Origin of the sequence: Candidatus Palauibacter sp. (genome assembly GCF_965261555.1) — a bacterium.
In the GTDB taxonomy this organism is placed as follows: domain Bacteria; phylum Gemmatimonadota; class Gemmatimonadetes; order Palauibacterales; family Palauibacteraceae; genus Palauibacter.
Genome location: NZ_OZ253465.1, coordinates 3,731,729 through 3,757,511 on the forward strand (window position 1 = coordinate 3,731,729; position 25,783 = coordinate 3,757,511).

25 protein-coding genes are annotated in these 25,783 nt (G+C 68.9%); 12 read left to right on the forward strand and 13 right to left on the reverse strand.

Annotated elements, in window-relative coordinates:
• Positions 1-24 precede the first annotated feature (24 nt).
• Entirely contained in the window at positions 25-1,350 is a 1,326-nt protein-coding gene (locus tag ACQY5G_RS16155) for an aspartate aminotransferase family protein (protein ID WP_428275703.1), read from the reverse strand.
• 112 nt (positions 1,351-1,462) lie between these two features.
• Between ACQY5G_RS16155 and ACQY5G_RS16160 the strand changes: the two genes are divergently transcribed.
• The gene (locus ACQY5G_RS16160; RefSeq protein WP_428275705.1) at positions 1,463-2,431 is read left to right on the forward strand and encodes an aldo/keto reductase; all 969 of its coding nucleotides are present in this window, start codon (positions 1,463-1,465) and stop codon (positions 2,429-2,431) included.
• Between the two features lie 36 nt (positions 2,432-2,467).
• On the opposite strand, the gene ACQY5G_RS16165 is transcribed toward ACQY5G_RS16160, so the two are convergent.
• Positions 2,468-3,607, reverse strand: coding sequence for a N(4)-(beta-N-acetylglucosaminyl)-L-asparaginase (locus ACQY5G_RS16165; protein ID WP_428275707.1), 1,140 nt, complete (start codon positions 3,605-3,607; stop codon positions 2,468-2,470).
• 130 nt (positions 3,608-3,737) lie between these two features.
• Between ACQY5G_RS16165 and ACQY5G_RS16170 the strand changes: the two genes are divergently transcribed.
• The 3 genes from ACQY5G_RS16170 (at position 3,738) to dapB (ending at position 5,297) form a co-directional block, all read left to right on the forward strand.
• Positions 3,738-3,968, forward strand: coding sequence for a CopG family transcriptional regulator (locus ACQY5G_RS16170; protein ID WP_428275709.1), 231 nt, complete (start codon positions 3,738-3,740; stop codon positions 3,966-3,968).
• The gene (locus tag ACQY5G_RS16175; RefSeq protein WP_428275711.1) at positions 3,965-4,375 is read left to right on the forward strand and encodes a type II toxin-antitoxin system VapC family toxin; all 411 of its coding nucleotides are present in this window, start codon (positions 3,965-3,967) and stop codon (positions 4,373-4,375) included. Before ACQY5G_RS16170 ends, ACQY5G_RS16175 begins: the two co-directional genes overlap by 4 nt.
• A gap of 100 nt (positions 4,376-4,475) precedes the next feature.
• Entirely contained in the window at positions 4,476-5,297 is an 822-nt protein-coding gene (gene dapB / locus ACQY5G_RS16180; protein ID WP_428275713.1) for a 4-hydroxy-tetrahydrodipicolinate reductase, read from the forward strand.
• A gap of 72 nt (positions 5,298-5,369) precedes the next feature.
• Here the strand turns inward: dapB and ACQY5G_RS16185 are convergent, their stop codons facing one another.
• The gene (locus ACQY5G_RS16185; protein WP_428275715.1) at positions 5,370-6,380 is read right to left on the reverse strand and encodes a hypothetical protein; all 1,011 of its coding nucleotides are present in this window, start codon (positions 6,378-6,380) and stop codon (positions 5,370-5,372) included.
• A gap of 21 nt (positions 6,381-6,401) precedes the next feature.
• Positions 6,402-8,375: a CocE/NonD family hydrolase gene (locus tag ACQY5G_RS16190; RefSeq protein WP_428275717.1), complete on the reverse strand. Its 1,974-nt coding sequence runs from the start codon at positions 8,373-8,375 to the stop codon at positions 6,402-6,404.
• A gap of 93 nt (positions 8,376-8,468) precedes the next feature.
• Between ACQY5G_RS16190 and ACQY5G_RS16195 the strand changes: the two genes are divergently transcribed.
• Together ACQY5G_RS16195 and ACQY5G_RS16200 are read left to right on the forward strand one after the other, a co-directional pair.
• Positions 8,469-8,711 (forward strand): FitA-like ribbon-helix-helix domain-containing protein, encoded by a 243-nt coding sequence (locus tag ACQY5G_RS16195; protein ID WP_428275719.1) that lies wholly within the window; start codon positions 8,469-8,471, stop codon positions 8,709-8,711.
• Positions 8,712-8,757: 46 nt separating this feature from the next.
• Positions 8,758-9,147, forward strand: coding sequence for a type II toxin-antitoxin system VapC family toxin (locus tag ACQY5G_RS16200; RefSeq protein WP_428275721.1), 390 nt, complete (start codon positions 8,758-8,760; stop codon positions 9,145-9,147).
• Positions 9,148-9,196: 49 nt separating this feature from the next.
• Here the strand turns inward: ACQY5G_RS16200 and ACQY5G_RS16205 are convergent, their stop codons facing one another.
• Positions 9,197-10,786, reverse strand: a complete 1,590-nt coding sequence (locus tag ACQY5G_RS16205) for a serine hydrolase domain-containing protein (protein ID WP_428275723.1) — start codon at positions 10,784-10,786, stop codon at positions 9,197-9,199.
• Positions 10,787-10,980: 194 nt separating this feature from the next.
• Here ACQY5G_RS16205 and ACQY5G_RS16210 point away from each other — a divergent pair, with 194 nt between their 5' ends.
• Complete coding sequence (locus ACQY5G_RS16210) at positions 10,981-12,654, forward strand: amidase (RefSeq protein ID WP_428275725.1); 1,674 nt, start codon at positions 10,981-10,983, stop codon at positions 12,652-12,654.
• 37 nt (positions 12,655-12,691) lie between these two features.
• Positions 12,692-13,750 carry a deoxyhypusine synthase family protein gene (locus ACQY5G_RS16215; RefSeq protein WP_428278721.1) on the forward strand — a complete coding sequence of 353 codons (1,059 nt, stop codon included), beginning with the start codon at positions 12,692-12,694 and terminating at the stop codon, positions 13,748-13,750.
• Positions 13,751-13,762: 12 nt separating this feature from the next.
• Here the strand turns inward: ACQY5G_RS16215 and surE are convergent, their stop codons facing one another.
• Positions 13,763-14,677 carry a 5'/3'-nucleotidase SurE gene (gene surE / locus ACQY5G_RS16220; protein ID WP_428275727.1) on the reverse strand — a complete coding sequence of 305 codons (915 nt, stop codon included), beginning with the start codon at positions 14,675-14,677 and terminating at the stop codon, positions 13,763-13,765.
• 94 nt (positions 14,678-14,771) lie between these two features.
• Between surE and ACQY5G_RS16225 the strand changes: the two genes are divergently transcribed.
• Positions 14,772-15,254 carry a hypothetical protein gene (locus ACQY5G_RS16225; protein ID WP_428275729.1) on the forward strand — a complete coding sequence of 161 codons (483 nt, stop codon included), beginning with the start codon at positions 14,772-14,774 and terminating at the stop codon, positions 15,252-15,254.
• 31 nt (positions 15,255-15,285) lie between these two features.
• On the opposite strand, the gene feoB is transcribed toward ACQY5G_RS16225, so the two are convergent.
• On the reverse strand, positions 15,286-17,226 hold the full coding sequence (gene feoB / locus ACQY5G_RS16230) for a ferrous iron transporter B (protein WP_428275731.1): 1,941 nt from the start codon (positions 17,224-17,226) through the stop codon (positions 15,286-15,288).
• A 126-nt stretch (positions 17,227-17,352) separates the two neighbouring features.
• On the opposite strand from feoB, the gene ACQY5G_RS16235 reads away from it, so the two are divergent.
• Entirely contained in the window at positions 17,353-17,589 is a 237-nt protein-coding gene (locus ACQY5G_RS16235; protein ID WP_428275733.1) for a FeoA family protein, read from the forward strand.
• Here the strand turns inward: ACQY5G_RS16235 and ACQY5G_RS16240 are convergent.
• Positions 17,586-18,056, reverse strand: a complete 471-nt coding sequence (locus ACQY5G_RS16240) for a DinB family protein (RefSeq protein ID WP_428275735.1) — start codon at positions 18,054-18,056, stop codon at positions 17,586-17,588. The genes ACQY5G_RS16235 and ACQY5G_RS16240 overlap by 4 nt on opposite strands.
• 154 nt (positions 18,057-18,210) lie before the next feature.
• Between ACQY5G_RS16240 and ACQY5G_RS16245 the strand changes: the two genes are divergently transcribed.
• Entirely contained in the window at positions 18,211-18,681 is a 471-nt protein-coding gene (locus tag ACQY5G_RS16245) for a hypothetical protein (protein ID WP_428275737.1), read from the forward strand.
• A 12-nt stretch (positions 18,682-18,693) separates the two neighbouring features.
• Here the strand turns inward: ACQY5G_RS16245 and ACQY5G_RS16250 are convergent, their stop codons facing one another.
• Positions 18,694-19,950, reverse strand: a complete 1,257-nt coding sequence (locus ACQY5G_RS16250) for a hypothetical protein (RefSeq protein WP_428275739.1) — start codon at positions 19,948-19,950, stop codon at positions 18,694-18,696.
• A complete protein-coding gene (locus ACQY5G_RS16255) occupies positions 19,947-20,192 on the reverse strand; it encodes a hypothetical protein (RefSeq protein ID WP_428275741.1) in 246 nt (81 codons plus the stop codon). Before ACQY5G_RS16255 ends, ACQY5G_RS16250 begins: the two co-directional genes overlap by 4 nt.
• 115 nt (positions 20,193-20,307) lie before the next feature.
• Here ACQY5G_RS16255 and ACQY5G_RS16260 point away from each other — a divergent pair, with 115 nt between their 5' ends.
• Positions 20,308-21,687 (forward strand): MBL fold metallo-hydrolase, encoded by a 1,380-nt coding sequence (locus ACQY5G_RS16260; RefSeq protein WP_428275743.1) that lies wholly within the window; start codon positions 20,308-20,310, stop codon positions 21,685-21,687.
• A 97-nt stretch (positions 21,688-21,784) separates the two neighbouring features.
• Here ACQY5G_RS16260 and ACQY5G_RS16265 read toward each other — a convergent pair whose 3' ends face one another.
• Genes ACQY5G_RS16265 through ACQY5G_RS16275 form a run of 3 tightly spaced genes read right to left on the reverse strand, consistent with a single transcriptional unit; the run spans position 21,785 to position 25,589 of the window.
• Positions 21,785-23,011, reverse strand: a complete 1,227-nt coding sequence (locus tag ACQY5G_RS16265) for a 6-bladed beta-propeller (RefSeq protein WP_428275745.1) — start codon at positions 23,009-23,011, stop codon at positions 21,785-21,787.
• Positions 23,011-25,209 carry a M56 family metallopeptidase gene (locus tag ACQY5G_RS16270; RefSeq protein WP_428275747.1) on the reverse strand — a complete coding sequence of 733 codons (2,199 nt, stop codon included), beginning with the start codon at positions 25,207-25,209 and terminating at the stop codon, positions 23,011-23,013. The genes ACQY5G_RS16265 and ACQY5G_RS16270 overlap by 1 nt, the downstream gene beginning before the upstream one ends.
• Positions 25,206-25,589 carry a BlaI/MecI/CopY family transcriptional regulator gene (locus ACQY5G_RS16275; protein WP_428275749.1) on the reverse strand — a complete coding sequence of 128 codons (384 nt, stop codon included), beginning with the start codon at positions 25,587-25,589 and terminating at the stop codon, positions 25,206-25,208. Before ACQY5G_RS16275 ends, ACQY5G_RS16270 begins: the two co-directional genes overlap by 4 nt.
• Between the last annotated feature and the right edge of the window lie 194 nt (positions 25,590-25,783).

Here is a 25,783-nt window from a genome sequence, read left to right on the forward strand (position 1 = left end):
TGGTGGACCACGCCTGAAAACCTGTCATTCGAGCGCCGTATCGATCGCGGCGGCGTGCCTGCCGAGGAAGGCGTCGAATTCCGCGACCAGCGCGTCGCAGTCCTCGTCGTCGTGCGCCATCGAGACCGTGACGAACCCCCGGCGGGCCACGTAGAACCCGGCGAGCAGCATCTCGAGCTGGAAGAGGTCCCGGGCCGCCATCGGTGTGTGCGCGACATCGGTGCGGCGGCGGATCGGCTTCCGCTGGAAGTGGACCGTCATGATCGAACCGCGGCCCGTGACCTGCGCGGGCGCGTCCCTCGCCGCCGCGACCCCGTTCAGGGCGGCGCGCAGGGCGTCTCCCCGCACCGTCAGCCGGCGCACCGCGTCGGGCGTGAACACGTCGCGCAGCCCCGTGAGACCCGCCGCCATGGTGAGCGAGTTGTTGTTGTGCGTGCCGGGGTGGCTGAGGTGATTCTCCCGGCGCGGATCGAAGCGGTCCATGAGATCGGCGCGTCCCCCGAAGGCGCCGAAGGAGGCGCCGCCCCCGAGGTACTTTCCGAAGGTCGTGAGGTCGGCGTGGATGTCGAGCGCCTCCTGCATGCCCCCCGGGGCGAGCCGCGAGGTCTGGACCTCGTCGAAGACCAGGAGGACGCCGGCCCGGCGCGTCGCGTCCCGCAGCGCGTTCAGAAACACCCGGGTCCCGGGGATGCATCCGCCGCCCGCGAGCATCGGTTCCACGAGCACGCAGGCGAGATCGGTCGCCCGTTCCGCGATGAGGGATCGCGCGGATTCGGCATCGTTGTAGTCCGCGACGATCCACGGGAAGGGCACGTTGAGCCGCCGGTCGGGGCCGGTGAAGTTCAACGGACCGCCGTGATACCCGCCGTCGAACACGAGGACGCCGTCACGATACGTCACCGCCCGCGCCAGGCTGACGGCCATGAGGTTCGCCTCCGTCCCCGAGTTCGTGAAGCGCAGGCGATCGACGGAGGGAAAGCGGCGGCAGATGAGTTCGGCGAATTCCTGCTGGTTCGGACTCGGCCCGCCGAGGGTCAGGCCCCGTCCCGCCGCCTCCACGATCGCGGCCCGGATGACGGGGTTCGAGTGGCCGTAGAGCCCGGCCGTGTAGTCGTTGAGAAAGTCGACGTAGACGTGCCCGTCGAGGTCGTGGAGCCGCGACCCTTCGCCCCGGACGATGGTGACCGGGAAGGGGTCGTAGTGGTTGACCGTTCGGGTGTCCGCCCCGGGCAGGTGGTTCGTCGAGCGCTCGAAGCTCGCCTGACTCAGGGGATTCGCCGCCGCGTAGCGCGCCGCAGCGTCGGCCGCGAGTTCTTCCAGCGATCGCGTCCGGACCGGGCCACTCGTCATCTGTTCCATCCCGCGCTCGGGTTCCGCTACGTTGCCGGTACCGCCCGGTGCGCCCTCGGTGCGAGCGGGCGTCCCCGGGACGGTTGCACCCCATCGGAGGATACTAAAGATCGTGGAGAGACGAAAACTCACCCATACCGACCTCCGGGTGTCCCGCGCCTGCATGGGCACGATGACGTTCGGGTCGCAGACCGATGTCGATACCGCCGCGGCGATGGTGGACCTGTGCTTCGAGCGGGGCATCGATTTCTTCGACACCGCGAACGTCTACAACCAGGGCCTGTCGGAGGAGATCCTGGGAGAGGTCCTCGGGGACCGGCGCGCGGAGATCGTCCTGGCGAGCAAGGTCTGCAATCCGATGGGAGATCCCGTCGAATACACGGGCCTCTCGCGCGACGCGATCCGCCGCGGCATCGACGATTCGCTGCGGCGGCTCGGAACCGACTATCTGGACATCTATTACCTGCACCTGCCGGACTATGACACGCCGATAGAGGAGAGTCTCGCCACGCTGGAGGAGCTTCGCGTCGAGGGGCTCATCCACTATCCGGCGACGTCCAACTACAGCGCGTGGCAGATGGCCGAGATGTGCTCCATCTGCAAGCGGGAGGGCTGGGCGAGGCCGTGGATCGCGCAGCCGATGTACAACCTCGCGGCGCGCGGGATCGAGCAGGAGTACCTCGCGTTCACGAAGCGCTACGGGATCTCGAACGTCGTCTACAACCCGCTCGCGGGCGGGCTCCTCACCGGCAAGCAGAGCCCGAATGGGCCGCTCCCCGGAACCCGCTTCGACGACAACCGGATGTACCTCGACCGCTTCTGGCACGACGAGTACTTCCACGCGGTGGCCGAGGTCGAGACGATCGCCCGGGACGCCGGCCTGACGCCGGTGCAACTCGCGCTGGGCTGGCTGCGCGCGCAGGAGGGGGCGGACTGCATCATCCTCGGGGCGTCACGCATGGAGCACCTCGAGGAGAACCTCGCCGCCTTCGACGCACCGCCCCTCGGCCCCGAGGTGCTCGCTGCCTGCGATGGCGTGTGGGCGCGGCTTCGGGGGCCGACGCCCGCCTACAACCGCTGAGTCTCGAGCGCGGCGCGAACCACCCTCGGGGCGCCGCTACGCGTCGCGGGGCGAGCCCTCCAGCAGGCCCTCGAACGGACGTTCCTCCGCGCCGTTCTCGGTGCAGACGGCGTAGTGCGTCTCCGCGGACCCGTACAGGGCGACCCCGGCCGTCTCTCCCTGCTTGTTGAGGAGGAAGAAGCGCACGTCGAAGTTCGGCAGGCCGCGTTCGTTGAGGAGCCGCGACTCGACCGTGTTCGACCGGATCCGCTCCAGCGTGGCCATGCCCGCGTCGAGGGGGCTCATCCCCTGGCGCATGAACTCGACGGCGAGGAAGGACGAGAGGTTGTAGAGGTTCGCCTCGCCCCGGCCCGTCGAGCCGACGGCGCCCACGTCGTTGTCCACATAGAGCCCGGCGCCGAGGATCGGGGAGTCGCCGGTGCGTCCGGGGATCTTCCACGAGAGGCCGCTCGTCGTGGTGACGCCGCAGACGTCCCCGTCCGCGTTCACCGCGTTGCAGTTCGTCGTCCCCCAGAACGAGTGCGCGGGGATCAGGCCGTCGTCGACCATCGAGAGCCCGGCTTCGAGCCGCTTGCGGGGGTCGAGCCAGTGGCCGGGGTCGATCCGCCGGCGCCATTCGAGCCACAGGGCGCGGGACGCCTCCGTGTTGAGGTCGTCCTCGATCTCGAACCCGAGTTGGCGGGCGAACGCCTGGGCGCCGGCTCCGACGAGGAGGTGGTGGTCCGTGAGTTCGGCCACCGCCTTCGCGACGAGCGAGGGGGTGCGGACGCCTTCGAGCGCCGCGACGCCGCCGGCCCAGCGCCGGGGTCCGTGCATGCAGCAGGCGTCGAGCTGGACGACGCCGTCCGCGTTGGGGAGCCCGCCGTAGCCGATCCCCATCTCGGTGGGGTCGTTCTCGGGGATGTTCACGCCCGCCATGAGGGCGTCGAGCACGTCCTCTCCCTCGACGATCCCGCGGAAGGCGCGTTCCACCGAGCTTTCGGGTCCGCCGTTGTTGAAGCGGATCCCGCTGAGATCGGAGACGACGATGGGCGGAGCGGCGCGCGGACGGCGGACGGCGGGAGCCCCCGAGCGGGCGGAAGCACCGGGAGGACGGCGCTCGGCGGCCAGCGCGGCGGGCGTGGCGGCCGCGGCCAGGCCGGCGGCGGAAGTTCGAACGAAGTCGCGGCGATCCATGCTCATGTTCTCCATCCTCGGTCGGAGGGCTCATGTCCCCTCAACATACGATGATCCAAATGGCCACGGGCACGGGCTTATGTTATCATGGTCCGGAGTGGCGATAACATGATCCGGGAATGGATGCCGCATGATGATTCGGACGCAGATTTCGGTGGACAGAGAACTCTACGAGCGAGTGCGGGAAGCCGCACGCAGGGAGGGGATTTCAATCGCGGAGCTGTGCAGGAGGAGTCTGGCCGAAACCCTCTCGAGGCTGCCCGACGAGCAGCCGTGGATGGCCTATCTCGGAACGGTCGACGGTGAGCCCGGGGACAGCGCGACCGTCGATGAAGTGGTCTACGGGCGCGCGACGCCTTGAAGGGACGAAAGGTCTTTCTCGACACGGGCATCCTCATCGCAGCCCTCAACCGGCGAGACCGGTACCATGCGCAGGCGCGTTCACTGTTCGGCGGAGCTGCGCCGCGCTGGCACACGTCGGTGCTCGTCTGGTCGGAGGCGTATTCCTGGTTCCTGCATCGCCACGGCGAGGAGCAGGCTCGCGCGTGCCGCCGCCTCGTGGAGAACCTCGACGGACTCGTCCTGCTCGAGGGAACGTCCCGGCTCCACCGTGACACCTGCCGGATCCTCGACCGGCTGCGAGGGGCCCGCCTGACGTACGTGGACGCGTCCAGTCTTGCCCTGATGGAACAACACGAGATCGGGATCGCATGGGCCACGGACCATCACCTGGGGCTCACCGGGGCGGAAGTGTTTCCTCGATCGTGAGCCAGGGTCGGCGCGCAACACGTTCCCGCGGGAACGTCGGAGGAGCCGCCGGGAACCGCGCGCGGAGCCGCCGTGGAACCGCCAATGGACGGGAGCGAAGATGAGCATTCGTGTCTGTGTGGGAGGAGCTACGGGGTGGACGGGCGAGAGCGTCGTCGCCGCCATCGTCGAATCGGACGAGTTCGAACTGACGGGCGCGGTGGCGCGGCGAGCGGCGGGACAGGCGGTCGGCGACGTGCGGGGAGAGGCGGACGGCTCCCGCGTGCGGATTTCCTCCGAAGTGGCCGAAGCGCTCCGCGAGCCGGCCGACGTCTACATCGACTACACGCACCCGAGCGTCGTCTACGGGAACGTCATGTGCGCGATCGAAGCGGGCGTGGCCGCGGTCGTCGGGACTTCGGGGCTCACGGGACGGGAATACGGCGAGATCGACGAGGCCGCACGCGCACGGGGCGTCGGCGTGATCGCCGCGGGCAACTTCTCGATCACGGCGGCGCTGCTGAAGCACTTCTCCGGCATCGCGGCGCGCCACGTGCCGCACTGGGAGATCGTCGACATGGCCTCGGCCGCCAAGCCCGACGCGCCGAGCGGCACCGCGCAGGAACTGGCCGAGTTTCTCGGGACGGTCGCGACCAACGAATTCGGCCGGCCGGTCACGGAGACCCTGGGCTCACGCGAGGCGCGCGGGGCCACGATCGGCGGCGCGCAGGTACACTCGCTGCGCCTTCCGAGCTACGTCATCTCCGTGGAATCGATCTTCGGCCTCCCCGGCGAGCGCCTCTCGATCCGGCACGACGCGGGGTCGAGCGCGGAACCGTACGTGGCCGGAACCCTCCTCGCCGCGCGGCTGGCACCGGGGCGTGTGGGCCTCACGCAGGGCCTCGACCGGCTGCTCTTCGAGGGAGAATCGCCCCGCGACTGAGGCCGGGAGACGGCGTCGTCGCGTTCCCGCGGGACCGTTTGTCGAGCGGCGGACGTTCCCGCGGGAACGTCTTCAGCCGGCCGGGTGGTTGGCGACGATCGCGATTCGGGAGCCGTCGGGGCTCACGGCGAGACGGGTGATGCCCTCGACGCCCAACTCAGAAAAATCGGCGATCTCCGTCCAGTCGGAGCCCTCCGACCAGGCAAAGATCCTACCGCCATCTCCCATGAGAACCTCGCCCTCGGGCGTCCAGGCGTAGTCCTCGCGCCCGGGGAGCGTGCGCGTGATCCGCTCGCTGGTTCCCGCAGCGGGGTCGAGGCGCTCGATCCACCACTCCTCGTCCGACACCTTCCGCACAAAGGAAATCGCCTCCGTCCCCGGAATCCGGTGGATGGAGCGGCCGGGGCGTTCGGCAACGACCCGGATCTCCCCGCTGAGCGCGTCGCCGACCTGAAGCGTGGGTGGATCTCCGAGGATGAACATCGCCACGACGCGTTCGTTGGCCCACGCGTGGTATCCCACGGGCTCGGCGGTGGCGAAGATCGGCCCCAGCGGTTCGCCGGAGAGGTCGTAGCGCCACAGGTACTGCTTCCCCCGGATCTCGTGGATCGCGGAGAAGGCGTCCTGCCCCGGGATCTGGAGCGCGGAGAACTCGCTCGCCTCCTCCGTGCGCGTCAGTCGCTCCGACGCGCCGGAGGCCGTGAGTCGCATGATCTCCGTCTGCGTCCGGTCCAGAGCCGCCGTGTGGAGGATGGCCGAGCCGTCCAGGAGGAAGCTGGGTTGGTTGTCGTACGCGTCGCGGTCCGTCGCCTGCGCCAGGCCGGAGACCGAGAGCGCTCCCCCCTCGCGGACGAGCGCACCCATCCAGATGTCGGTCGAGGGAGAGCCCGCGGCCGTCGGGGTGTAATCGTCAGGCGCCGGCCCGATTTCCGGCATCGGCCCATCCGGCGGCTCCGCCGGGAAGGAGGCGGCCGTCCCGGGCTCGCCGCCCTCCGCCGCTCCCTCGTTCTCTTGAGCGCAGCCCGCCGCGGCCGCGAGCCCGAACGCCACAGCCGCCATCGTTCGCAGAGTCATTTGTGCCATGCCTTCCTCCTGACAGCCCGGCTAAGTGTCTTCCGGCAGAACGCCGAGGATGACGCGCGAGGGGTGCTCGGCGGACCGGTACACGGTCTGCGTCGCGGCCCGATAGTCGCCCGGTGACGCCGTGTAGGTGTCCACGAACGTCTGCGGGTTCCGGTCGTAGGCCGGGAACCACGAACTCTGGACGTGGACCATCAATCGGTGCCCCGCCTTGAAGGTGTGGAAGCGGTCCCGCAGGTCGATCTCGATCCTCGTCACCTCTCCCGGCACCATCGGCTCCGGGTTCTCGAGGTCGTTCCGGAAGCGGCCCCGCATGATCTCGCCCGCGAGGTGCATCTGGTAGCCGCCCATGGGGACGTCGCAGTTCGCGCTGGGCGGCGCGTCATCGGGGTAGACGTCGATCAGCTTCACGATCCAGTCGGAGTCCGTCCCCGTCGTGGATACGAAGATCTCGGCTCCGATCGGGCCGGCGATGGTCAGATCCTCCTCCAGCGGTTCGGACTGGTACACGAGGACGTCGGGGCGCTCCGAGGCGAAGCGCTGGTCCTCCACCTTCCACAGGTGACCCAGCGTCGTGCGCTCTTCGCCGGAGAACGGCACCGGGTTGGCGGGGTCGCTCACGTACGAATCCGCGTGCGAGTCCGCGGCCGCATTCCGGGCCGACCCCGCGGCCGAGTCCGCGGTTCGCGTCGGCGGCTCGAGGCCCAGCGTTCCGTCGGGCCCCAGGTACAGGCTCACCGGGGTGACGCCCGCCGGCGGCCACGCGTCGTAGGCGCGCCACTCGTTCGTCCCCGTGAGGAAGACGTTCGCCTCCGTCGCGTCCCACGTCTCCTCGTCCTTCAGGTGGTGCTCGAAGAAGGGGTATTGGAACTCGCGCTGGAAGTGGAGCGAGGTCCTGCTGTCGAAGGCGATGCAGCCGAGGAAGTCGCCGTCCATGCGCCGCCAGCCGCCGTGGAGCCAGGGGCCGACGACGAGCGTGTTCTCGAGGCCCGGGTTCTCGGCCTCGACCGTCCGGTAGATGGACATCGGGCCGTAGAAATCCTCGGTGTCGAACCAGCCCGCCACGTTGAGCGTCGCGGGGCGGACATCGTCCAGGTAGCGGAGGGCGTTCTGCCGCTGCCAGAACTCGTCGTAATTGGGGTGTTCGATGAAGTCCCGCCACGCCGGCACGTCGCCGTGGAAGTAGAGTTCGTCCACCGCGATCGCCGAACCGGCGTTGAGGAAGAAGTCGTATCCGGAGTTCGTGCCGTAGTCGAAGCGGGCGCCGCGCGTGTCCGTGGGGCCGTCGCGGCGGCGGGCGTTTCCGGAGAGCCAGGAGAAGGCGTACATGATCCGGAAGGCGCCGTTATGGTGCCAGTCGTCGCCGATGAACATGTCCGAGGGCGAGGCCTGGGGCGACGCCGCCACGAGCGCCGGGTGCGCGTCCACCATCCCCATCACCGTCTGCCAGCCGGGGTAGGAGATTCCCCACTGTCCCACGCGCCCGTTGTGGTTGTCGACGTTCGCGAGCAGCCACTGGATCGTGTCCCAATTGTCCGTGATCTCGTCGGTGTCGGTGGGGCCGCGCGGCTCCGGCGCGGGGGCGCGGATGACCTCGAACTCGCCCTCCGACCGGAACTGACCCCGCACATCCTGGAAGGCGAAGATGTACCCGGAACGGTCGAACTCCTCGGAGGGTCCGAGCGGGTTCCGGTATTCCCCGGGCTCGTAGGGACCGATGGAATAGGGGGTTCGGAAGAGGAGGATGGGATATTCGCGCGAGCGGTCCCGCGGCTCGTAGACGAGCGTGTAGAGTTCGATCCCGTCCCGCATCGCGACCATGTGCTCGGACTTCTCGTAGTTCGCCGCGAGAACGTCGTGGTGCGCAACCGCGGCGGCTTCGGCATCGGTCTGGACGGGGGGCGGCGGGGGCGGCGCGTCGGCTTCGGAGACGCATGCGGGCAGCGACAGGACGGCCAGCCACGTCAACAGCAGTGCCAGCCACGGATTCGTCTTCATCTGCGGCTCTCCCACGGAACCTCCAGGTCGGCACTCGCCTTGATTGCAACGCAATCATTCTGTAGAGTGCTCAACGACAGGGAGGTAAGAGTCATGGCGAGCATCACGATCCGCAACCTGGATGACGAGGTGAAGACCCGCTTGCGCGCGCGCGCGGCGGGGAACGGCCGCTCCATGGAGGAGGAAGCGCGGCGCATCCTTCGCGACGCCGTCCGGCGCCGGCCGAGTACCGGGAACCTCGCCAGCATCATCCGTTCGCACTTCGGGCCGACGAACGGCATCGACCTGGATCTGCCACCGCGAGAACCTGCGCGCGAGCCACCCTCCTTCGACTGAGTTGACCGCCTTGCCCCTGCTACTGGACACCAACGTGGTATCCGAGTTGATCCGCAAGTTGCCCGATCCCGCTGTCGCATCCTGGGTCTCGGGCTTTTCCGTGAACGACCTGTTCTTTTCCGCCATCGGCGAAGCCGAGTTGCGCTACGGTGCCGCCATCCTCCCGGGCGGCCGACGACGGGACACGCTCGTGTTCGAGATCGACGCGATGCTGCGCGACGCCTTCGAGGATCGAGTGCTGCCGTTCGACAGCGACGCCGCGCGCGCATATGGCAATATTGCCGCCGTGCGCCGTTCGCTCGGACGGCCCGTGGCGCCGGCCGATTGTCAGATTGCCGCGATCGCGGCGTCTCGCGGCATGGCTGTGGCCACGCGCAACGTCCGCGATTTCGAGAACATGGGAATCGAAATCGTGGACCCGTGGGCAGCGGCCTGACCTGCCGACCGGACCCTGCGGACGCCTGAACCCGGCGCGGCCGCCAAGGTCAGCGGCGTCGGTGAAGCTCCGCCCAGTGCGTGAGCGCGTTTCCCAGCCTCACGTTCGGGAGCGTGATCGCGATGACCGAGCCGTTCAGCGTGTCCCCCCTGAGCCTGAGTTCGAGGGACAGCACGGAGTCCGTCCGGTTTGCGTCCTCGGTGCCGATGTCGCCCCTGAAGCCGCCGCGCAGGTATTCCCCGTCGAAGCGGGCGTTGTTGAGCAGCGTCCACAGGTCGTCTCCCAGCTGGACGTGGACGGGCCCGCCGTCGTCGACCGCGAGCGCCAGACGGTGCGGGCCGAGGTGCGTGTCCACCTCGCCGACCCAGTCCCCCGCGAGATCCGGCATGGGCACGAAATCGATCAGCGCGCCGCGGCCCTCCGTCGCGTCCTCGAGGATGCCCTCGCGCTCCAGGCGGTGCGGGTCGGGCACCTCCGGCCGCGACGGCTTCGGCACGGCGTCCGGGAACAGCGTGTGCCAGATGAGATTCGAGATGTAGCCGGTGAGGGGCGTCGCCGAGTTCGAGAGGACGACGACGGCCGCGTTCTCCTCCGGGGCGATGGCGAGTTCCGTGCGGACGCCGCCCATCCCGCCGCCGTGGCGCTGGAGCGTGAGACCGCCGGGGAGGTCCCGCATCGCCCAGCCGATGCCGTACGTGTTGCCCGGCGCGCTCTCCCGGATCGGCTGCCGCATCGCCTCGATCGAGGCGTCCGAGAGGATCCTCCGTTGGTGATCGAGGTCGTGGCCGAGGTGGAACATCCCGAAGCGGACGAGGTCGTGGGCGCTGCTGAACACGGCGGAGCCGCCGGGATGGTCGAAGTCGTAGAACGGGATCGGACTCTGGTCCGTCGCGTATCGCGTCGCCGTGAAGTCCTCGAGCCCCGGGCCGATGTCAACCGAGGTCCGCGTGAGGCCCAGGGGATGGAACACTTCGTCGCGCATGAAATCCAGGTACGACTGTCCCGAGACGCGCTCGATGATGTAGTCCAGGATCCCGAAGCCGAGGTTCGAGTAGTTCCAGCGTTCGTCCGGCGCCGTGACGAGGTTCGCGTAACGGCGGATCGTCTCGTCCATGTGGGGTCGCCGGTACGGTTCGTCCTCGTAGAAGAACTGGTAGTGGAGGGGGAGTCCCGCCGTGTGGCTGGCCACGCGCCGCACCGTGGCGCCTGCCGCGTCCCAGGCCCGCCCGTCGATCTTCGCCGCGCCCAGGTAGTCGTTCGCCGGCGCGTCGAGGTCCACGAGACCCCGTTCCACGAGGATCATGAGGCCGGTCGCCGTGATCGGCTTCGAGATCGAGGCGAGGGAGTACATCGTGTGTTCCGTGGCCGGGATCCGCCGCTCCCGGTCCGCCCACCCGAACCCCTCCTCCCACACGACCTCCCCGCTGACCGCGACGGCGATGGCCATGGATGGCTGGTCCCAGGCGACGAGCGCGCTCTGGATCTCGTTCCGGACGGACGAGAAGTCGGGCACCGTCTGGCCGCGGACATCGGCCGTGCCGAGGGCCAGCATGCCGAGGGACGCAGCGCCGAGCCGGAGGAGGCCGGGCCGAGCGACGCCGAGCCGAGCGACGCCGGAACGTCTGACGGTGTCCTTCATCCGCATCTCCTTCCGGGAGGGGTGGCTTTGGACGGTGGAGCGTTACGCGGGCGGGCGTCAATGGGCCGGGGGCGGGGCGGACTCATTGACCGTTGGTCGAAGCGGCTTCCATGATGCCACCATCGACCTGACGGGTTGACTCGGGGTCGAGGTCTTCGCCCGAGCCCGGCAGGCGGGGAAACAGGATGGGAACCATGAGTGAAATGGATCGGCGGACCTTCCTCGGCACCGGCGTGGCGGCCGGCGCCCTGCTCTCCCTCGGCGGCTGCGCGCCGCGGGGCGATGATTCACCGTCGGGATCCGTGGGATCGGCGGACCAAACGTCCGGTGACGTGCTGGATTTCGCGCTCGACGAGATCACGATCGACGAGGTCCACGCGGGGATGCGGTCGGGCGAGTACACGTGCCGATCGATCACGCAGATGTACCTGGAGCGGATCGAGGCGCTGAACCGGCAGGGTCCGCGCCTGTTCGCGGTACTCGAGACGAACCCCGACGCGATCGAGATCGCCGACGCACTCGATCGAGAGTTCCAGGCCTCGGGACCGAGGGGACCGCTGCACGGCATCCCCATTCTGCTGAAGGACAACGTCGACACGGCGGACGGGATGACGACGACGGCCGGGTCGACGGCGCTCCTCGGGTCCATCGCGCCGCAGGACTCGTTCGTGGCGGCGGGGCTGCGCGCGGCCGGGGCGCTGCTGCTCGGCAAGGCGAACATGAGCGAGTGGGCGGGCTGGAAGTCCTTCGAGTTCGGGGCCTCGGGCTGGAGCGGGCGCGGGTGGGACGGCGGCAGGGGCGGCTTCTGCGCGAACCCGTACGCGCTCGACCGCACCCCGGGCGGTTCGAGTTCCGGGTCCGGGTCGGCGGCCGCGGCCAACCTTGCGGTCGCGACGATCGGCTCCGAGACGGACGGCTCGATCGTCGGCCCGTCGTCACGCAACTGCCTCGTCGGCATCAAGCCCACGATCGGCCTTCACAGCCGGGGCGGCGTCATCCCCATCGCCCACAGCCAGGACAGCACCGGCCCCATGGCCCGCACCGTGCGCGACGCCGCGATCATGCTCGGCACCATGGTCGGCGTCGACCCCCGCGACCCGCTGACCGCCGCCAGCGCGGGCAACTTCCTGACCGACTACACCGGCGCGCTCGACCCGGCCGGCCTCAACGGCGCCCGCGTCGGCGTCCTGCGCGAGTACGCCGGCTTCGACAGCCGCGTCGACGCCCTCTTCGAGGAGGCGCTCGACGCCATGCGGGCGGAGGGCGCGACCGTCGTCGACCCTGTCACGCTCCCGGAGGAACTCCGCTTCGGCAACGAGTACGAGATGGAGGTGCTGTACCACGAGTTCAAGGCGGATCTCAACGCCTATCTCGCGTCGCTGGGCCCGGACGCCCCGATCAAGTCGCTCGCCGAACTCATCGAGTACAACGAGGCGAACCACGATCTCGAACTCGCCCTCTACGGACAGGAACTGCACGTGCGCTCGCAGGAACGCGGGCCGCTCACCGACCAGCGGTACCTCGACGCGCTGGCCGCGAGCCATCGCCTTTCCCGCGACGAGGGGATCGACCGGGCCATGGACGACCACCGGCTGGACGCGCTCGTCGGGATCACGGCGGGGATCCCCGCGATGCAGGATCCGCTTGACGCCTCCGGCGGGGGTGGGGGCGGCTGCTCCACGCCGCCGGCCATGGCCGCCTACCCCAACATGTCCGTGCCGATGGGGTTCATCCGGGGACTCCCGGTCGGGATGTCGCTGTGCGGCCGCGCGTGGAGCGAGGCGACGCTCATCCGCCTCGCCTACGGCTTCGAGCAGGCGACGAACGTCCGCCGGCCGCCGACGTTCCAAGCGACCGTCCGGGTGTGAGCGCCCCCGCGACGTCGAACGCACCCGCGACCGCCGGATACGGAGCGTGACGCTCACCGACTTCATCGATCGTCATTACCGCCACTTCAACGCGGCGGCGCTGAGGGCGGCCGCCGAGGCCTACCGCGACCTGGTCGAGGGCGGAGGACAGATGCTCCTCACGCTGGCGGGCGCCATGAGCACGGCGGAACTCGGGCTCTCCCTGGCGGAGATGATCCGGGCCGGGAGGGTGCACGCGATCTGCGCCACGGGCGCCAACCTCGAGGAGGACCTCTTCAACCTCGTGGCGCACGACCATTACCGGCGCATCCCCGACTGGCGCGCGCTCACCGCCGAACAGGAGAAGGACCTCGAGCGGCGGGGACTGAATCGCGTCACCGACACCTGCATCCCTGAGGCTGAGGCCTTCCGCGCGGTCGAGGCGCCGCTGCGCGAACTGTGGCGGGCGGCCGACGCCGCGGGCGAGCGCCGACTCCCGCACGCGTACCTCTACCAGCTGATCCGCGACGGCACGCTGGCCCACAGCTACCAGATCGATCCGACCGATTCCTGGCTCGTGGCCGCAGCGGAGGCCGATCTCCCGCTGTTCGTGCCGGGCTGGGAAGACTCCACGCTGGGCAACGTCCTCGTCGCGGAACAACTCGGCGGCAGACTCGGCCGCCCGGGGCCTGTCCTCGGAGGCACGGAGTACATGGCGGCGCTCGCCGAGTGGTACGCGCGCACGAGCACCGGCCGCCCGCTGGCGGAGGCGCCCGTCATCGACGCCGACCCGGACGCGGCGCTCACGCCGCCGGACGCCGGCACCGGCCCGGACGCGAGACCGGTCGGACTGTTCCAGATCGGGGGCGGGATTGCCGGCGACTTCCCCATCTGCGTCGTCCCGATGATCCGGCAGGACCTGCGCCGCTGGTGCCCTTACTGGGCGTACTTCTGCCAGATCAGCGACTCCACCACGAGCTACGGGTCGTACTCCGGCGCCGTCCCCAACGAGAAGATCACCTGGGGCAAGCTGGACGTGGACACGCCGAAGTTCGTCATCGAATCCGACGCGACGATCGTCGCCCCACTCGTGTTCGGCTACGTCCTCGGCTGGTAGGCGGCGCCGGCCTCAGCTACCCCCGTCCCCTCCGTCCTCGAGCAGCGCGTCCAGATCCCAACCCTCCAGGGCCTCGACGGTGGCCCGGTCCGTCCAGTCGAAGCGGAGCGGCGTGATCGTAACGAGGCCGTCGTTGTACGCTTCGGTGTCGCTCCCCGCCGGGGAGGGATCGGGCGGGACGAACACGGAGTTGAACCGACGCTCGCCCTCGGCGATGCCGCCCCCCTCGCTCGGCTCCCCGGTGACCTCCTCGTAGTCGATACCGAAGTAGCTGCCGCCCATGGGCCGGGCCGCGATGCCGCGTGTTTCGGCGGCCGTCGCGACGGGGAAGTTGAGCGAATAGACGATGCCGATCTCAGGCCCCCGGCGCCGCAGTTCGGCGACGAAGCGCGCGACGATGCCGGCCGCGTGCTCGAACCCGCCCGGCGACCCGTCCCGCGAGGCCGCCACCGCCGGCATCCGCAGGTACGCCCCCATCATTGCGGCCCCCACCGTCCCGGACATGTGCGAGATTTCACCGACGTTCGCGCCGATGTTGATCCCGCTCACGACGAGATCGAACCCGGATTCCGGCGCAAGTTCGCTGACGGCGAGGCGGACGGCGCTCGCCGGCGTGGCGTTCACGCAACTCCCCGCCGGTGTGGTCCGGACGCGGAACTCCTGGTCAATGCTGATGCTCATGCTCGTCCCGCTCTGCTGGCCGCAGGGCGCCACCACCGTCACCTCGCCGACCGCCCGCAGGGCCGTCGCGAGCGCCTGGATGCCGGGAGAATCGATGCCATCGTCGTTCGTGACGAGAATGTGGTAAGGAGAGGTGTCGTCGGGGGCGTTCGCGGGCGCCTCCGACCCCGCCCCGCCGCCGCACGCGAGAACCCCGCCGCACGTGACCGCCGCCAATGCCCGTCTCGTCGCTTTCCTGGCCTTCATCGCAGTCCCCCGCTCATTCTTCGCTCATTCCCGCGTCGTGTGTTGTTCCGGCAACTCCCGACGAATAGTCTCGCCCGGAGCGATCCGCGGAAAGGTGACGAACACCGTGAAGACGATCCTGAAGCTGGCAGCCCTCGTCGTGCTGTTGAACGCCGTGCGCTACACCGTGGGCGGGTGGATCGAGGGCTTCACGATCATGGAGCCCATGCACCGTCCGCTGCCGCTCTTCCCCGAGGCGTTCGACCAGGAGTTCACCACCGCCGACTTCATGATCTCGCTGGGGTACAACTACGCGATGTGGTTCGTCGCCGCCGTCGTCTTTCATCTCCTGAACCCGGTGCTGCGGGGCTCGATCTGGGTCCGCAGCCTGAAGAGCTACCTGCTGATGGCCGCCTTCTTCTGCGCGCTGGCTGCCGTCTACATGAACCACTACGTGGCGGGGATCCGGCCCTTCTACTACTGGAGCATGGTGGACGCGCTCATCGTGTTCACCGTCGTAGCGCTCGCCAACGCCCTCCTCTATCCCCTGTTCTTCCGCGGCCGGACGCGCGTGCCGGGGCGGGAAGACGCCGTCTGAGCGGCCCCGGGGCCGGCATCGGACACCGGCGTCAGAATAACTGGTTCGCGGCCAGCGCCCCGGCGTAGGCCAGGGCGAGCATGTAGCCGAACTGGGCCAGCGGCCACTTCCAGCCGGCCGTCTCCCTCCGCATCATCGCGACCGTGGACATGCACTGGAGCGCGAACACGAAGAAGACGAGCAGGGCGATGGCTCCCCCGAAGTCCAGGTCCCGCTGCAGCGCCGCCCTCAGTTCGAGAGAGGTCTCGTCGGTGTCCTCGATTCCGTAGATGGTGCCGAGCGTGCCGACGATGACCTCGCGCGCGGCGAGCGAGGAGACGAGACCCACCCCGATCCTCCAGTCGAATCCCAGCGGTTCGATCGCCGGTTCGATGACCTGCCCCATCTGTCCGAGCGCGCTCTCCTCGACCGCGGGCGGGGCGCCGTCGACCCGTGGGAACTGGGCCAAAACCCAGAGGACGACGGTCACGGCGAGGATGATCTTCCCCACCCTCCGGAGGAAGATCTTGCTCCGGTCCAGAAGGCGGAGGCCGACCGTCCGCAGCGCCGGAATCCGGTACGGCGGCAGTTCCATCACGAACCCGGCGGGCTTCCCCCGCAAGACCGTGCGCCGGAGCAGGAAGGCGGTGCCGATGGCCGCGACGAGACCCAGCGCGTAGAGGCCGAGCATCGTGGCCGCCCGCGTCCCGAAGAACGGCCCCAGGAGCGGCTGTTCGGGGATGAACGCCGCGATCAGGAGGGCGTAGACCGGCAGCCGGGCCGAGCAGGTCATGAACGGGGCGATGAACATCGTCGCCATCCGGTCGCGTTCGTCCTCCACCGTGCGCGCGGAGAGGATCGCCGGGACCGCGCACGCGTAGGCCGAGAGGAGCGGCAGAAACGCGCGCCCCTGCAGCCCGACCTTCAGCATCGTGCGGTCGGCGATCACCGCCGCCCGCGCCATGTAGCCGGAGTCCTCCAGGATCCCCAGGAAGAGGAAGAGGATGAGGATCTGGGGGAGAAAGACGAGGACGGAGCCCACCCCCGCCCACACGCCGTCGATGAGCAGATCCCGGAACCAGCTCGCCGGCAACTGCGCCGCGAGCCATTCGCCGGAGGAGGCGATGCCGAGTTCGACGCCGTCCATGATCGGCGTGGCCCATGTGAAGATCGCCTGGAACACGAGCGCGGCGAGCACGAGAAACACGGCTGGACCCGCGATCCGGTGCAGGAAGAGCGCGTCGAGACGCTGCGTCAGCTTCGGCGGGCCGGCCGAACGGTACTTGGCGGAGGCGAGCGCGTTCTGAACGACCTCGCGGCGGCGCGAGAGCGCGTCCATCGTCGGCAGCCCCGCCCGTCCGGCCCGCGAACCCGACCCCGACCCGGACCCCGACTTCGCGCCGGCCTCGGGCGTTGCCGAGCGCACGGCCACGCGGTCCAGGAAGTCGGCGACCGCTTCGACGCCCCGTCCGGTACGCGCATCGGTCCGGACCACCTCCACGCCGAAGGCTTCGGCGAGCGCTTCCTCGTCCAGCTCGCCACCTCCTGCTTCAAGTTCGTCCGCCATATTGAGGACGAGGAGCGTCGGGCGTTCCCGTTCGAGCACGGGCCCCACGAGCATGAGCTGCGTCTCGAGGCGGACCGCGTCGACGATGAGTACGATGGCCTCGGGCGCCCGCAGCCCTTCGATCCGGCCTTCCAGCACGTCGCGCGTGACGCGCTCATCGGGGGAACGGGCCGAGAAACCGCTCACCCCCGGCAGGTCGACGATGTCCAGGTCGAGACCCGAGGCGAAGCGCGCCCGGCCCACGTGTTTCTCGACCGTGACGCCCGGATAGTTCGCGACCCGCTGCCGCAGTCCGGTCAGACGATTGAAGAGCGTCGTCTTGCCCGAGTTCGGCGGACCGATGAGGGCCACGACGGGCGGACCGGAAGCGGGCGCGTCCGTACCGGCTCCGTGATCCGCGCGCGCTCGGGTCGCAACTGGGGACATGGTGGGAGACTACCGATAACGATTATCGTTAGTTGAGACTGGTTCTCAACCGGGGGAAACGCTAGTATGTTGCGCTTCGATGGTCAAACCAGATCGGGGGACAAACGCGGCGTGAAGAACGGAAGATTGAACGGTTCCCGTACGTCACTGATGGACGTACCGCTGCGCCAGGCGGTCGAACTCGAGCGCATCGACGCCCCGAACGAGGAAGTCGAGCCCCTCCTCGAGCGCGGAATCCTGCCGGGCTGCCGGCTGCGCCGCGTTCGCAATTCCCCCGCGGGAGACCCGATCATCTCCGTCGAGGGCACCCTCCTCGCGCTGCGCCGCGAATCCGCCCTGCAAATCTTCGTGCGCGAGGTTTAGGCGTAGGGCATCACCGGCACCTTGCCGAGCAGACGCGCGTAGACCGTGAGCGCGCCCCGGTGGTGCGCCGTGTGATCCGTGATCCCGTTCACGATCGCCGCTCGCGGCTGGCCTTCCATGATCCGGGGATCCGGCATCGGCGCCTGGAGATCCTCGTCCGACGCGGACCCGATGACCTCGATCGCCCGGCCGTAGGCCCGGTCGACCCAGGCGATCGCCTCTGCCAGTGAAGTGACGGCCTTCGTCTCCTTGAGATGTCCTTCAAAGTCCATGTTCCAGCCGTCGCCGAACGCGCCATCGACGAACCAGTCGACCGTTCCGGCGGCGTGCGCCACGTGGCCGGCCACGGTGAAGACATCCGGATTGGGCCCGAAACCCGAGTCTTCCTCCTCGAACGTCTCGAGGGTCTTCTTGAAGAGGTTCCTGGACATGGAGAGTTGCGCGGTCAGGCCTTCGGCGTAGGACATGGAGGGCTCCGTGGGGGCTGGCGTTCGGTTTTTATTCGGATCGCGAGATCATGCGCGCCGGCCGCGGCGCTGTCAAGCAAGATCTGTCCGCGCGGCCGCGAGGCTCCGACACTAGCTTCTTCGGGCACGGCGCGAACCGAAACCGGGAAAGCCGATGGGGCCAGAGCCAGACACGGACACCGCGAACGACGGGAACACACCCGTCGGTGTGGGAGGTTGGCTCCTGGTTTACGTCTACGGGTCTATCCCCTTCCTGCTCTTCCATTCGGCGGGCCTGTCCGGATGGTTTCTCGATTATCCCCTCTGGTTGCTGGGCGCGATCTTCCTTCTGCTCGCGTCCCCGCTCGCTCTCATCCTCCTGAAATCGCCGCGAGCTCCGAGGTGGAACATCATCACGCTGTGGGTCGTCGCCATCCTGATCACGCTGCGCGCGGCCGCCGTGCCTTTCAATCTGGAGACCGACGGGGCCGCACAGGGGAGGAGCCCCGAGGAATGGGCTGCCGCGATCGCGATCCTCGCAGTCATCGTGATCGCGTCGCTGGCGTGGGCCACGATCTGGACAGCTTACTTCCGGCGATCGCTCCGGGTACGAAACACCTTCGCTCCGCGAGCAGTCAAACCCTAGTGGGTCAGCCCTTCAGCGGATCTCGGGCGGAAGTCGCTTCACGGTAATCACGGGAACGTCGAACTCGTCCGCTCCGATGAAGGCGACGAGGCCGTCCGGGCCGAAGGCGTCGGGCATGTCCTGCAGCGCCGCGGTCCCCGTCTCGAGCGTGCCGGCGTAGCATCCGTCCGGCATAATCACGTCGATGGGGCCCGGTTCGTCCGAGCCCGGTTCGGTGCTGCGCTGAACCCACAGGCTTCCGTCCCAGGTGGCGCGCGCGGCCGCGATAACCGGCACCTCGGATAAGAACCGCATGTTCTCGGCGGCTGCCAGCCAAGCCGTCTTGACTTCGTTCACGAGCGCCAGCATCTCCGGCGTAGGCGTCCCTATCCACGTGTCCGGCCGGCTCCGTCGTGTCTCGACCCGATGTTCGCGCTCCGCGCGCCTCATCTCGTCCGTCACGGGCAGCGGCTGAATGGGTCGGCGCAGGATGCGCGATACGGTGCCGGAAGGATCGGTGAGCTTGAGGGCGTAGGCAGAGGAGTCGGAAAACACGATCTCGCCCGAGGGCAGCACGTCGAACAACACGTCCGGCTCGAACCCCCACACTTCGTCGAACACGTCCGCGATCTCCCTGTTACCACGGACGGGGTCTTCCTCCCGCTGATGCGGGGCCCAGACCTCCGTCACGGTGTGCTCCGCCAGTTCCTCCGACGACATGTCGACGCGCACGATCGAACGTTCGCTGCGACCGATCAGCGTGCGCGCACCTGTCCGTTCCGGTCGAAGCCCCGGACGGCTCGTGATGCCGAATCCCTGGCCGGAGTCCCGCACCATATCTGCAAACTCGCCATCGGAACTGAAGATGTGGTATGCCGCGTGCATCATGTCCTCGACCAGGGCGCGCCCGTCTTCCCAAACGACGAGCTGCGTCGGGGCGCGGAACTCGCCCGGACCCTCGCCCACGCGACCGAAGTCGCGTACGTATCGACCGGTGGCGTCCACCACGACGACACTCGAGGTGGTCGCCATCCTCGTCCCGTCGAGCAGGTAGAGGTTGCCCGCGCCGTCGAAGGCCACGCTCCGGATGGAGGAAAACTGCTCCCACTCGGCCGTCGCCGAGGCTGACCCGAGGCGGTACACCAACTCGAGGTCCGCCGAGAGCGAAATGTCCTTCGCCGGCAAGTCGATAACCGGCGGGGTCTGCAGGCCGACGGCTCCCTGTGCCGCCGCGAGGGCTCCGACGAGCCACGCGTGGAGGCTCAGATTCGTTGGTGACTTCCAGCTCATTCGCGAGCCGCCTTCGACGATTCAAGGCGGATCGCGGGCGGGAGTCGCCGCACCGTGATGACGGGGACGTCGAACTCGTCCGCTCCGATGAAGGCAATGAGGCCGTCGGGGCCGAAGGCGTCCGGCATGTCGGGAAGCGTCGCGGTCCCCGTCTCGAGCGTGCCGGCGTAGCGGCCGTCCGGCGCGATCACGTCGATGGGGCCCGGTTCGTCCGAGCCCGGCCCGAAGTCCGGTCGTGACATCCGCTTCATCTTGGCAGGCCCCCGTCGCGGCTTAGGTTTGGTTCGAGTGTGGGCGCGGTGCTCAGTCCGTTGGCCACGGGCGATTCCCGCGCCACCTACTATGGAGGTAGTAGATATGAAGCGCAAGCGGTCTTCCGACCCGATCTCCGGCACACCCGTCCAGCCGTTCTCTCTCGTTTCTCTGGTCGCTCTTGGCGCCTCGCTCGCGTGGGTCGCCTGCGGAGGGGGAGACGCGCCGTCCGACGAACCCGCGGGGGCCGCCGACGCGCCGCCGCAGTTCGAGACGACGGAGGTCGCCGAGGGGGTGTACCAGTTCCGCTGGATCGGACACAACGCCCTGTTCGCCGTGACCTCGGAGGGGGTCTTCGCCTTCGACCCGATCTCCGTCGAGGCGGCCGCCACCTACGCGGAGGAGATCCGCCGGGTCGCGCCGGGGGCCGAACTCGCGGCCATCGTTTACAGCCACAACCACGCGGATCACGCGACCGGCGCCGAGGTTCTGCGCGAGGCGTTCGGCGCGGACGTCCCCATCTACGCGCACCGGAACGCGGACGCCCCGCTCCGGGAGGCCGCGGACCCCGACCTTCCCCCGCCCACCGCCACCTTTGACGAGACGATGACCCTCGCCGGCGGAGAGATCGAACTTCACTACCTGGGCCGCAGCCACGGCGACGACATCGCGGTCGGCTTCCTGCCGGCGCACGACCTCGCCTTCGCCGTGGACTTCGTGTCACGCGACCGGTTTGGGTACCAGGACCTCGCCAGCCTCCACTTCCCCGACATGTTCGACGCGATCGAGGGCCTGCTCGAGATCCCGTTCGAGACGGTCGTGTTCGGGCACGGGCCCCCGGGCGACCGGGCGGCGGTCGAGCGGCAGTTGACCTACTACCGTGACCTGGACGCGGCCGTGCGGGGCGCGATCGAGGCGGGGCTCAGCGAAGATGAGACGGCCGAGACCGTCCTCATGGAGGACTACAGCCACTGGGACCGCTACGACGACTGGCGCGAACTCAACGTGCGCGGCATGCACCGGAAGCTCACCGCCGCCGGCGTCGGCGAGGAAGATGGAGAGGGAGAGCACGAGGAGGGCGGCGAGCACGACGGAGAGGGAGAGCACGGCGAGGGGCGCGACGAGCACGAGGGCGAGAACGGCGAGCACGGCGGCGAGGGGGGACACGCCGAGGGGGACGAGGGAGAAGAGTCCGGCGTCTACATCGGACGGGCCGAGAGCTGGGACAAGACCCGCCGCGGCGCGCGCCTGATCCTCTCCTTTGATCCGGGCAGGAACGCGTTCGCCGGGACCGTGGAGAACACGACCGGCCAGACGCTCTGCGCGGTACGCGTCGAAGTCCACCTCTCTTCGGGCACGGAACTGGGCCCGACCCAGCGTACGGATCTGGCCCCCGGCACCTCGACGACCGTCGAACTGGAGACGGCCGGAGAAGCGTTCGAGCGCTGGACCGCCCACCCGGAAGTGTCGCGCTGCGCAGGGTAGGAGACGTTCCCGCGGGGACGTCTGCCCGCGCCCTGACTCCAGCTCCGATAGAGATCTTCGACTACCGCCAGCGCGTCATCGCGGAGATCCTCGGACGCTAGTGTGGTATCTCGGAAATCCGCGCGCGCACGACGTAGGGCACGTCGAGGTCGTCCGTCACGATCAGCCAGATCAGATCGCCGCGCACGACCGGCGCGACCTGGTCGGAAAAATCGAGGCCGGTGCCCTGACGGGCCGTCCCCAAGTACGCGCCGTCTTCCGAGTAGACATCGAACAGGACTCCGTCGCCGCCGGATGGGGTGCGGACCCAAAGGTTCCCCTCCGCCGACGTGAAGATCTCCTCGACGGCGGGCCTGATGCTCGGGACGCGGGACCAGTCCCATGCGCCCACTCCCATGCTCGAGACCATCTCCCCCAGCATGTCGATGACGGAGTCGCGTTCGACGGCGGGGACGGCGACGGGAGGTCGCCGGGTCTCGACGAAAAGCGTGGTGTCACCGCCGGGCCGCCACCGCTTGATGCGGTACTGCGGGTCGCCCTCCCGCGTGGACCAGAAGGCGCCTTGCGGATCGAGGTGCCGGACCTCGGACGGGTAGTACGGGATCCCGTACATCATGTAGCCGCCGCCCATCTCCTGGTAGAAGGCGCCGGGCTGGCTTGCGGGATCCCATTCCTCGTCCTCCGGGGCGTCGCCCGGCAGCGGCAACGAGTCTACCCGAGTCATCGTGAGATCGTAGACGTGCAGCCGCCTGCGGTTCCCGGACCCCCAGGGCCGATAGATGCGGTTTCCGGCCACCATCGCGCCGTTCCAGTGCGAGTTGAAGTTCGCATCGGCGAAGGGGAAGGACTCCACGAAGCCCTCCTCGGCGTCGAAGACCGACATGCGTCCGTTGCGGGTATCCGGCACCCAGACGCGACCCTGCGGATCGAGCATGAGTCCGTTCGCGTCCGCGAACTCGCCGGGGCCTTCACCGCGGCCTCCGTACGTCGCGATGTGAGCGCCATCGGGGCCGAAGACGCGGAGTTCCTGTACCTGCGAATCGAGGACGGCGAAGCGCCCATCCTCCAGCACGACGAGGCCCTTCAGGTAGGCGAACGCGTCCGGTCCGGCGCCTTCCACGGTGCCGACGCGGAGTTCCTCCACCAGCGTCCAGGTCGGAGAGAAATCCACCCTCGGGACGTTCGTGACGCGGATCGTGCCGGACGGCAGAGTGTCCCGCACCGTGGTCCAGTCGGGCTGAGGCGCGGTGCCGCCGCAGCCGGCGAGGATGACCCACGCCACGGCGAGGAGGGCCGGGTTTGATCGCTCCCGCCGCCTCGACATCAGCCCGTCGAGCCCACGAGACGGCGGAGCGCGGCGACCTCGTCCTCCAGCGAGCGCTCGATCTCCTCGACGTGCCGGTCGGCGTCGACTCTCTCGATCAACCGCTGGATCTCGCGCGTCTTCCCTTCAAGGTCATACGCCTCGATCTCGGCTTCGAAGGCCGCGACTTTCCCCGACAGATCGTAGTCTTCGATCTCCTGCTCAAGTTCGCGGATCTTGCCCTCCACATCGTAGGCCGCGATCTGCTGCTCGAGTGCCTGGACCTTCCCGTCCAGGTCGTACGCGGCGATTTCCTCCTCAGTCTGCCGGATGCGCGACTCCCACTCCTGAACCTCCGCCTCCAGGGCGGTCCGGGTGTCGGCATTTTCCGTCCGCCGCATGGCGGCCGTCAGAGGGGAGATCCGGCCGCGGTAGGATGAGATCCGGCCACGCAGACCGCTGACATGACCCCGGTGCCCGGAGATCCGGCCCCGCAGACCGCTGACATGACCCCGGTACCCGGAGATCCGGCCGCGCAGAGCCGACTCCTCCCCCCGAATCTCCAGCACTTCCTGATACCCGTTCATTATTTCGAGCATCAGATCGTGCCACTGGCGTGCCTCGGCATCGAAGGTCCGGCGCGCACCGTCGACACTCCACTCGTATTCGATGCCGCCGGGGCCCTCGGTGATCACGAGCCGGCGGGTCTCGTCTTCCCCGGACTCGAGAAGAAGCCAGCTGTCGGCGCCCACCGCGCGGACCTCGGTGCCATCGTCGTTCATCACCACGTTTCCGTGTGTCCGCATGCACAGGTGCATCCCCGCCACGGATCTCTCGATCGTGCGGTCCCCGCCGTTCCAGCCGGTGAGCCGCAGGCCACCGCTCACCCTCATCGTGCTTATCGAATTGCTGCCGGCCCACGGGCACTGGATCTCCTGCCGGGAGAGCCGGTCGACGGACGCCCGCGGCTCCGGACCAGCCGACATGCGGATCGTCCCGTCTTCCCGGGGTTCGACATCGACCAGCACCGCGAGTTTGTGCTCAGGCGGTGGCGGGATTGCGGCCGAAGGCGCGGCCACCGGCGCGATCCCGGCTTCCCGGAGTGGCACCTGAGCTTCCCGAGGCGGCACCGGAGCCTCGTCGAAAGGGACGGGATGGACGCAAGCGAGGGAGACCCCCGCCGAACCTATGATCGTCAAGGTCACGGCAGTCCGGGTCACGCTGGGACGCGGACGCCTACGCTTCAGAATTGCCACGATTCTTGTCTCCAGTTGCGAGGTCTTCACGAGAGGGAGCGCGAGCACGTTCGGACGACGGCCGCGGGCAGCCGCGAGCCGCAGAAGGAGGCGGGCGTAATCGGAGGGACGCGCGCCGAGGGCGAGCACCTCCTCGTCGCAGGCCTTCTCGCTGGCGATCTCCGCTCGTCTTGCCGCGAGCCAGCCGAGGGGATGGAACCAGTAGAGGGCGAGCACGATCCGCCGCACGAGTTGCCGCAGCACGTCCTTTCGACGGATATGGATGAGTTCGTGGGTCAACACCGCAGCCCGCCGTTCGGGGCTCCATTTCAGCGCCGCCGCGGGAAGCAGGATCACGGGCTTCCAGAGCCCGCCCGTCATCGGCGTGGGGGCGACGTCGCTGGAGAGCAGTTGCACATCCGCGCGAATACGCATCCGCCGGCGGAGCGCGTCGGCCTGCCGCCGCAACTCCGGGTCGCGCAGCGGAAGGGCGGCACGCACGAGCCCGCGCAGGCGCCAGGCTCCGGCGGCCAGCGAGATCAGCGAGATCGCGAAGCCCAGCGCCCAGACAATGAAGAGGACGCGGACGAGCCCCGGGGAGGACCCGAACTGCTGACCGGTGGCTCGGCCGGGACGGTCGCGCGAGCCTGTAGCCGCCGGACCCGGCATTTCGGCGCTCGCCCGCGGCATGGCGACGGCAACGGCCTCAGTCGCGGTGGCGGCTCCGGTCACGGCAGGGGCTTCGGTCACGGCGGGAGCTTCGACTGAGGACGGTTGGGGTTCGCCGCCGCGAGCGGGGAGGATCGGCACGTACCAGGAGGGAGCGAGGATGCCCAGCAGAGGCAACACGAGCACGAGGCCGAACGTCGCGGTCCACAACTGATGAAGGGTCCTCGGCGACCCGCGCCTCCCAAGCCATGCCAGCGCGAGCGCCAGCAGGAGCAGGAGCGTCACCTGTGCCGTCAGCACCACTGCGGGGCTCACCGTCCCTCCTCCGCCGCCTTCTCGATCATCTGCTGGAGGCGTGCGTGTTCCTCCGGGGTGAGGCCGCCCTCGCGAAGCTCGAGCAGGGTGGCCACCGCACCCTCCACCGAGTCGCCGAAGAAGGTCTTCAGCACGCGGCGCATCGCCGAGCGCCGGGCGCGCAGGGCCGGCATGGTGGGTGAGTAGAGGTACCGGGGTCCATCCGGCTCACTGACCAGGTGCCCCTTGGTCACGAGCCCGCGCAGGATCGAACGCACCGCCGAGTACGTCGGGGGATCCGCCATGTTCTCCTGGAGCTGCGCCGCCGTCGGGGTCCCCAGTTCGTACACGAGGTCCATGACCTCGCGCTCTCGTCTGCTCAGTTCAGGGAGTGGGTTCACCTCGACGCTCTCCTTCTCTCACGGACGTCTCACCGGGTCTCGCGAAGGGCCGCTGTCCCCCTCCGAGAAAGAAACCTGGTGCAAGTATGCTGAAAAATCAACACACCCCGTAGACAACATCCCTTCCCAAAGGGTTGCACCCGGGATGCCACACATGCGGAGACGTTCCGGCGGGAACGCGTGGAGGAGCGATG